A 7,987-nucleotide genomic window follows, 5' to 3' on the forward strand; every position below is an offset into this window, starting at 1 on the left:
AGCGTTCGCCTAAGCTATGCTTTTAAAATCTTAATTGCTTGATGCCCTCCTGTGTTCTCCGGGTTTATCCTGGAAAACAGAGGGCTAGCCTGTATTAGCCACTATCATCATTTCAGATACGAACATCGAAAATTACCAATTATGTTAGAACAAGGCACTATCAGTATTCATACTGAGAATATTTTCCCGATCATTAAGAAGTCGCTTTACTCAGATCACCAAATCTTCTTGCGGGAACTGGTATCCAACGCTGTAGACGCTATCCAAAAGCTGAAAATGGTATCCCGCGCCGGAGACTACGCTGGAGATATCGGCGAACCAGAAATTGAAATTGCCATTGACAAAGATCAGAAAACTCTATCTATCTCCGATAATGGTATCGGGATGACCGCAGATGAAGTTAAGAAATATATCAATCAGGTTGCCTTCTCTAGTGCTGAAGAATTTATTCATAAGTATGAAGACAAGTCAGATCAACCGATTATTGGTCACTTCGGTCTTGGTTTCTACTCTTCCTTCATGGTGGCGCAAAAGGTAGAGATTGATACACTGTCATACCAAGAAGGAGCGCAGGCGGTTCACTGGAGTTGTGATGGTTCTCCAGCTTTCACCCTAGAAGATTCGCCCCGGACAACTCGCGGCACTACTATTACTCTCACCCTGCAAGGAGAAGAGGAAGAATTTCTCGAATCATCACGGATTAAGAATCTTGTCAAGACGTACTGCGACTTCTTACCAGTACCAATTAAACTTGATGGCGAAGTATTAAATAAGCAAAAAGCACCGTGGCGAGAGTCTCCGAGTAATCTGAGTCAAGAAGATTATTTAGAGTTTTACCGCTACCTGTATCCTTTTCAGGAAGAACCGCTATTGTGGGTACATCTAAATACAGACTATCCCTTTATCATCAACGGGATTTTGTATTTTCCCAAAATGAGGCCGGATGTAGATGTTACTAAAGGGCAGATCAAGCTATTTTGCAATCAAGTTTTTGTTAGCGACAACTGCGAAGAAATTATCCCGCAATTTCTGACTCCAATGCGGGGTGTGATTGATAGCACCGATATTCCTCTGAATGTATCGCGCAGTGCCTTGCAAGGCGATCGCACCGTGCGGAGAATTGGTGATTACATTGCCAAAAAAGTAGGCGATCGCCTCAAAGAACTTTTCCGCGATAATCGTGAAGAATACATTAGCGCCTGGAAGGATCTTGGTACTTTTGTAAAATTCGGCGTTCTCAACGACGAGAAATTCAAAAAACAAATCGAAGATATTATCGTCTTCCGCACCACCGCCAAGCTGACAGAAAAACCTGCTGCTGAAGCTCCAGCAGTTGAGGTACAGTCTTCAGAGGGGGATGCTTGGCAAGATGTCACTCCTTCACCCAGTTCTGATTTTTCAGCACCCAGCGCTCCTTATACCACGCTCAAGGAGTATTTAGAACGCAACAAAGAACGTAACGAAAATCGGGTTTTCTACAGCACTGATGGAGCAACCCAAGCTACATACATAGAACTGCACAAAAATCAAGGCTTGGAAGTCCTATTTATGGACTCCTTCATTGACACCCACTTTATCAACTTCCTAGAGCGGGAATATCAGGATGTCAAATTTACACGGGTGGACTCAGATTTAGATAATACCCTGCTAGAACAAGACAAAGCTACGGAAATTGTTGATCCTAAGACGAATAAAACTCGGAGTCAGACGATCAAAGAGTTATTTGAGAAATCTCTCAACAAACCCAAACTCAACATCCGTACCGAAGCGTTGAAATCAGATGATCCTCAAGGTACACCACCTGCGATCGTGCTTTTACCTGAGATTCTCCGGCGTATGCGAGAAATGAACGCCATGATGCAGCAGCAGTCAGCAGAGTTTCCCGAAGATCACATTTTGCTGGTGAATACTGCTCACCCACTGATTCAAAATCTGGCAAATCTTAACCAAGGTAGTATTATTCAAGGTGACGGTCAATCGCCTACAGATCATTTAGTGAACTTGATTTGCCAACACGTCTACGATTTAGCGCTGATGTCTCAAAAAGGATTTGACGCTGAAGGAATGAAATCCTTCGTGGAGCGATCGAATGAGGTACTTACCAAGCTGACGGAACAAGCAAGTAAGTAGTGCTGAGTTAGGAGTTAAGAGTTAGGAGTTATTTCTCCCTCCTCTTTTCCTCCTCTCCTACTTCTCCTACTTCTGTTGCCTAAGACCTAAAATGGAAAGGCTGTATTCAAATAACAATCTGGAGATACTTTCTATGTCCCGTCGCTGTGAACTAACTGGTAAGAAGGCAAATAACGCCTTTGCTGTTTCCCACTCTCACCGCCGTACTAAACGCCTTCAGCAGGCCAATCTGCAAAGCAAGCGTGTTTGGTGGGAAGCCGGAAATCGCTGGGTGAGATTAAAGCTGTCTACTAAAGCAATCAAAACCATAGCAAGCAAAGGGTTAGAAGCAATGGCAAAAGAAGCTGGCATTAACCTGAATCATTACTAAGTAATGTAGATTTCATAACCTGAGACTTTCGTCAGGTGGAATACAGGTGATTGGTAGGGTAGCACAGCTAGCTGTGCTACCCTAATGCTTATTACATTACATCTTGAAAAAAGTAAGTGGGTAAGAATAAATCAAACTATCTTACCCAATATAAAATTAATTAATAATTAATTTCTTAAATTACGAATTACGAATTACGAATTATTCAGTCATTGCTGTTGTATCTGCTTTTGTATCCAAAGACGAAAAGCTTTGAGCGTTGCATTTCTACCTGCTGTTGTACTTTGCTCCAGATATTGGGGAATCGTCTCAATTAGTGGCAATAGAGGAAAATTTAGGCTTTGCTGTGATTCTATATAATGTCCGTCTCGCAGAACATTTATTTGGAGCTTTCCTTTATCAAAACGCCAAAGCTCAGGCACTTTTAGGGCTTCATAAATATTAGGATGAGTACGAGAAGTAATATCAATTTCTAGCGCTAAATCTGGAGGCGGATCTACTGTTAAATCTAGTCGCTTCTTGCCGCGAATCTTGGATTCATTCTTTATATAGAAACACTGATCAGGTTCTATACCTTGAGCCATTACTTGGTTTTTGAAAGTGGTTGAACCAAGACATCTAAACTCAATATCTAATTCTTCCAAAAGAGCTTTGACTAAATCGCTAATAATTTCTTTGTCATATTCATGTTCTGGCAGTGGTGCCATAATCTCCAGTATTCCCCTGTCATAAGCAATTCGTGCAGCGCGATGTTCCCCTAAATCCTCTAGAATTGCTTCCAATTCCTGCCAGGTTACATCTTGCAGTAGCACTCTTTGTCCTGGTGGAACATGGATGCGCTTTAATTCCAACAACATCATCTCCACTCCCAGTAGCTTAAACCTAAATTTAGCTTACTCTAGTTGACTAATGCGCGGCGACAATTTTTGCTGCTTCATCACTACAATTGTTTAAAGTGAAGAAAAAACCTCTGGAGTTCCCAGAGGTTTTGGTTCCTGATTTAGTTTCTACTGGTTACTACAATTTGTCGTCAGCTATTTCCCGATTTTGAAGGAAGTTATTTGAACAAGGAGATCCCTGACTTCTTAGAGAAGTCGGGGATCTGAGCCTTGCGATTTTATTTGTATTACGCTATTAACGCTCTTCCACATTTAAATTGCATAATTACGGCGGGTAAGATACCCACCCCACAAGAGTTATATCAATTTTAGATATGCAAACTAGATGTGGTTTAGCTTAATTCTTTGCCTGTGGCTGCGAACCAGGAATCGTTACATCTATTGGTGTCACCTGTGCTGCTAATTGCGTTAATGGTGGTTGAATGGCGGTTTGATTCCCCACTACTAGAGTCACGATCTTTTCGGGCTTGAGGTATTCTCGTGCTACCCGTTGCACATCGGCGGCTGTGGTGGCGGCGACGGCTTTTTGATAGCGAAACAGAAAATCAGCAGGATAGCCGTAATATTCGTATCGCATTAACCGTGATAAGGTTTGGCTGGGGTCTTGAAAGTTGAATACAAAGGAGTTGAGTGTAGACTCTTTGGCAAAAGCCAGTTCTTTTGCTGTGACTCTTTGAGTTTGGATGCGTTTGATTTCAGATTGTAAGGCTTTGACAAACTGGACGGTAGCATCCGATCGCGTTTGTCCACCAGCAATAAACATCCCAGGATAATCGTAGCGGGGACTCCACTGGCCATAGACAGAGTAAGCTAAACCTTGACGCGATCGCACTTCATTAAATAAGCGTCCACCAAATCCATTTAATACCCCATTCAATACATCCAGCGCTGCATAATCGGGATTATCGAACCGTCCACCTAAATGGCCGATAAGCACACTACTTTGGGTTAGTTGTGGCTGATTGACAAAAAAGACTCCGCCTGTATTAGCTGGCGAAACATTTGGTAATTTGGGTTTAGCAATACCTGGGTTGCGGTTCCAGTTGCCAAACTTAGCTTCAACGAGCGATCGCATTTTCTTGGAGTCAAAATCCCCCACAATCCCCAAAATCATATTATTCGGGTGAAAATATTGCTGATAGAACTTGAGCAAATCCTCACGCTCAACCTGATCCACCGTTGCATACTCTATCGTGCGGGCATAGGGACTATCTTTCCCATAGATCAATTTCTTAAATTCTCGACTAGCAATCCCATCTGGATTGTCATTGCGACGGGCAATGCCACCCTTAGCTTGTGTCTTAGCCAAGTCTAGCTTTTCTTGAGCAAATACTGGCGATCGCAGCACCTCAACAAACAGCGCAAACACCGTTTCTAAATCTTCACTGAGTCCGTCAAAGCTAGCACTACCAGAAGCTTCACCAATACTAGTTTCTACAGCCGCCGCCCGTTGTTCCAATATCTCGTTGAGTTCATCAGCCGAATGCTTCTTAGTTCCCCCAGTTCGCATCACCGCGCCTGTAAAACCAGCTAAACCGATTTTCTGTTGTGGTTCCAAGCGATTCCCTGTCCGCACAAACGCCGTACCATTCACCAACGGTAACTCATGATCCTCCATCAAATAGACAACCAAGCCGTTTTGAAGCACAAACCGCTCATACTTGGGTAACTTAATTTCAGGTAGCGGTGGCAACTGCAACTCTGTGTAATGCTTTGCTTCAGCCGTCGCCGCCAGAGAAAAATTACAAGTTAAAAGTAAACACGTAAAAACAGCAAGCAAAACATAAATCAGCCCCTGCCAATTTTGGATTTTAAGTCGCACCAAAGGTGCGCTTCCAGCGCAACTTAGATTTTGAATTTTGAATTGTTTACCCTTCACCTTAAACCTCTGCATACTTTCTTCCTTTGCGCCCTCTGCGCCTCTGCGGTTCGTTTCTCTTAAGCTTCTTTCGACAACAGCTTACCAATCGTGCGATTCTTAGCCGTAAACGTCTCCTTAGCCACCCGCTCAATATCAGCCGTCGTCACCGCCGAAATGTTATCCAAGTGCTTAAACAAATTCCGCCAAGAGCCAGTTTTCACCTCATATTCCAACAATTGTTCAGCCATCCCCATATTTGAATCGAGGCTACGTAACAAACCCGCCCGTGCTTGGGTTTTCACCCGTTGCAAATCAGCCTTAGCTACCGGCTCAGTTTTTAATTTGTCAATTTCTTGGCGCAAACCCACCGCCAACTCATCAACTGTATGACCAGGAGCCGTGAGAGCATAGAAAAATATGAGATTTGAGTACTTATCTCCAGGAAATCCACTGTAACCTTGAGCATTTAGCGCCAAACGCTGCTTTTCTACCAAAGACTTATACAACCGCGACGTGCGCCCATCACTTAATAAGCTGCCAATGATTTCATAGACTGCATTATCTGGATGGGTAATTGCCGGACGATGATAACCTTCTAAATACCAGGGTTGAGAAGGTAGCTGTAAAGTAACTTCGCGCGTTTGTTGTTGTGGCGGTTCCACCGGGATTTCTTCAACAGCTTTGGTTTTTGGTTGATAGCGGCCAAAATAAGTTTGCGCCAGTTTTTTTACCTTAGCCGCGTTAACATCTCCGACAATGGCGATCGCTAAATTACTTGGTACGTAGTGAGTATCAAAAAACTTTTGCACATCATCTGGTGTCAGATTGCGGATATCTTTGTCATAACCAATCACTGGACGTCTGTAAGGATGGACTTTGTAAGCAGTATCAATAAATTTCTCCAGCATCATTCCGATGGGTGAATTTTCCACCCGCATCCGTCGTTCTTCTAAAATTACATCTTTCTCTTTATAAAACTCACGACGAATTACAGGATCGAGAAATCGCTCCGACTCCAACGACATCCAAAGTTCCAGCTTATTAGCAGGAAAGCTGTACAAATAACGGGTGGCTTCGGTTGAAGTATTGGCATTTAAACCCACGCCTCCGGCTTGTTCGACAATTTGCCCCAATTCATTTGGCTTGACAAGCTTACCTGCTTGTGATTCCACTTGCTTAAACTCAGTTTCTAACCGAGCAACCTCATCTTTTTTGCCATCGGCTTTCGCTGTTTTAATTTGGCCATCCAATCGTTCTAAGGTTTCTAATAGAGGTTTTTCTGCTTTGTAATCTTGTGTACCAATGCGTGTCGTGCCTTTAAACGCCAAATGTTCCAGAAAGTGAGCTACACCAGTTTTGCCATCTGGCTCATCCACACCACCAACATCCGCATAGGTAAGAAAAGAAACTATAGGTGCTTGATGTCGTTCCAAGACAATGAATTTTAAACCATTGTCGAGGCGAAATTCCGTTAACTGTTTGATGACTCGATCCAGATAAGGTTGGATCGAACTTTCAACTGGTGGAGTTTTGACTGCTTGGGGAGGAGGTGCCGTCTGAGTTTGAGCCAGAGCAATTTCTGGCAGCAATCCGCACCAAAGGATGATCAAAGTTAACAAAGTGATAAATAACCGTCGCAATGTGACAGATACTTGATTTGACCAATCCAAAATCCCAAATTTAAAATCCCAAATTGACCGACTGATCTGATTCATAAGCAAAAGTTAAGATAAAGTTACACTAACTAAAAAACAGGATACTTAGGAAAAGAGCGTTAATCTTCTATTAAGTTTTCAGGGTTTTTTCTACTTGACGTTAGACAATAATGCTACAAATCCTGTTCCAGATATCTCACCATAACTTTTATGCGAATTTTTAATTCTTCCCCACCTTCAGAGGCTCAGACGCGCACCCGGATTTTAGAAGCTGCACAACGGTTGTTTGCCTCTAAAGGATTTGACGGCACTACTACGCGTGATTTAGCACAAACAGCAGGTGTAGCTGAAGGCACTCTATTTCGTTATTTTCCTAATAAAAAGGCAATTTTGGTGGAAGTCGCTACTAGTGGCTGGGTGGAGATTCTGACAGATTTACTCACAGAATTAAGTGAAATGGGTAGCTATAAAGCCATAGCCCAGGTGATGCGCCGCCGGATCTGGAACTTCCAAAAAAATGCTGATTTGATGCGTATTTGTTTTATGGAGGTGCAGTTTCACCCTGATTTGCGCGATCGCATTCAATTAGAAGTGATTACCAAAATGACCGATGTGGGCGAAGCCTTCTTTCAAACAGCGATGGATAAAGGTATTTATCGGCAAATGGATGCGAAGCTGATTGCCAAAGTTTTTTTAGGAATGTTTGCGATCGCAGGTTTTTCTAACAACACGATCATAGAACCTGACGCTTCCCCCGAACAAATGCTGCAAATGGCTGAAGGACTTGCTGATATTTTCCTGAATGGAGTGTTGGTCAAAGAGTGAATAATTATCAGTTAGGAGTTATAACGGTTCTCGGTTGAGTGAGGTAGGTACAAGAACCCCACCCCCAACCCCCTCCCCGCAAGCGAGGAGGGGGCTAAGATGTACCTCATGTGATTAGGAAACGTTATATAAGTTATGAATTTTACTCCTAACTCCTAACTCCCAACTCCTAACTCCCAACTCCTAACTCCTAACTCCTAACTCCTAACTCCTAACTCCTAACTCCTAACTCCCAACTCCTAACTCC

Annotated in this window: 6 protein-coding genes; 3 read left to right on the forward strand and 3 right to left on the reverse strand. The window is 43.0% G+C overall.

Annotated elements, in window-relative coordinates; genetic code table 11:
• The first annotated feature begins 141 nt into the window (after window positions 1-141).
• Both htpG and rpmB read left to right on the forward strand, forming a co-directional pair.
• Window positions 142-2,130, forward strand: a complete 1,989-nt coding sequence (htpG, locus tag HWQ23_RS16395) for a molecular chaperone HtpG (RefSeq protein ID WP_292830002.1) — start codon at window positions 142-144, stop codon at window positions 2,128-2,130.
• Between the two features lie 133 nt (window positions 2,131-2,263).
• A complete protein-coding gene (gene rpmB, locus HWQ23_RS16400; RefSeq protein WP_292830004.1) occupies window positions 2,264-2,500 on the forward strand; it encodes a 50S ribosomal protein L28 in 237 nt (78 codons plus the stop codon).
• A 209-nt stretch (window positions 2,501-2,709) separates the two neighbouring features.
• On the opposite strand, the gene HWQ23_RS16405 is transcribed toward rpmB, so the two are convergent.
• The 3 genes from HWQ23_RS16405 to HWQ23_RS16415 all read right to left on the reverse strand — a co-directional run bounded on the left by HWQ23_RS16405 (window position 2,710) and on the right by HWQ23_RS16415 (window position 6,975).
• Complete coding sequence (locus HWQ23_RS16405) at window positions 2,710-3,357, reverse strand: Uma2 family endonuclease (RefSeq protein ID WP_292830010.1); 648 nt, start codon at window positions 3,355-3,357, stop codon at window positions 2,710-2,712.
• Between the two features lie 379 nt (window positions 3,358-3,736).
• Window positions 3,737-5,293 (reverse strand): M16 family metallopeptidase, encoded by a 1,557-nt coding sequence (locus tag HWQ23_RS16410; protein ID WP_375466628.1) that lies wholly within the window; start codon window positions 5,291-5,293, stop codon window positions 3,737-3,739.
• A 44-nt stretch (window positions 5,294-5,337) separates the two neighbouring features.
• A complete protein-coding gene (locus HWQ23_RS16415) occupies window positions 5,338-6,975 on the reverse strand; it encodes a M16 family metallopeptidase (protein WP_292830006.1) in 1,638 nt (545 codons plus the stop codon).
• A 150-nt stretch (window positions 6,976-7,125) separates the two neighbouring features.
• Here HWQ23_RS16415 and HWQ23_RS16420 point away from each other — a divergent pair, with 150 nt between their 5' ends.
• On the forward strand, window positions 7,126-7,740 hold the full coding sequence (locus HWQ23_RS16420; RefSeq protein WP_292830008.1) for a TetR/AcrR family transcriptional regulator: 615 nt from the start codon (window positions 7,126-7,128) through the stop codon (window positions 7,738-7,740).
• Window positions 7,741-7,987: the final 247 nt, after the last annotated feature.

Source organism: Nostoc sp. JL33 (assembly GCF_017114985.1).
In the GTDB taxonomy this organism is placed as follows: domain Bacteria; phylum Cyanobacteriota; class Cyanobacteriia; order Cyanobacteriales; family Nostocaceae; genus Nostoc.

Coding starts and splice junctions, on each gene's coding strand:
- HWQ23_RS16420 (WP_292830008.1), top strand. CDS start 7,126: ATGCGAATTTTTAATTCTTCCCCACCTTCAGAGGCTCAGACGCGCACC.
- rpmB (WP_292830004.1), top strand. CDS start 2,264: ATGTCCCGTCGCTGTGAACTAACTGGTAAGAAGGCAAATAACGCCTTT.
- HWQ23_RS16415 (WP_292830006.1), bottom strand. CDS start 6,975: ATGAATCAGATCAGTCGGTCAATTTGGGATTTTAAATTTGGGATTTTG.
- HWQ23_RS16410 (WP_375466628.1), bottom strand. CDS start 5,293: ATGCAGAGGTTTAAGGTGAAGGGTAAACAATTCAAAATTCAAAATCTA.
- htpG (WP_292830002.1), top strand. CDS start 142: ATGTTAGAACAAGGCACTATCAGTATTCATACTGAGAATATTTTCCCG.
- HWQ23_RS16405 (WP_292830010.1), bottom strand. CDS start 3,357: ATGTTGTTGGAATTAAAGCGCATCCATGTTCCACCAGGACAAAGAGTG.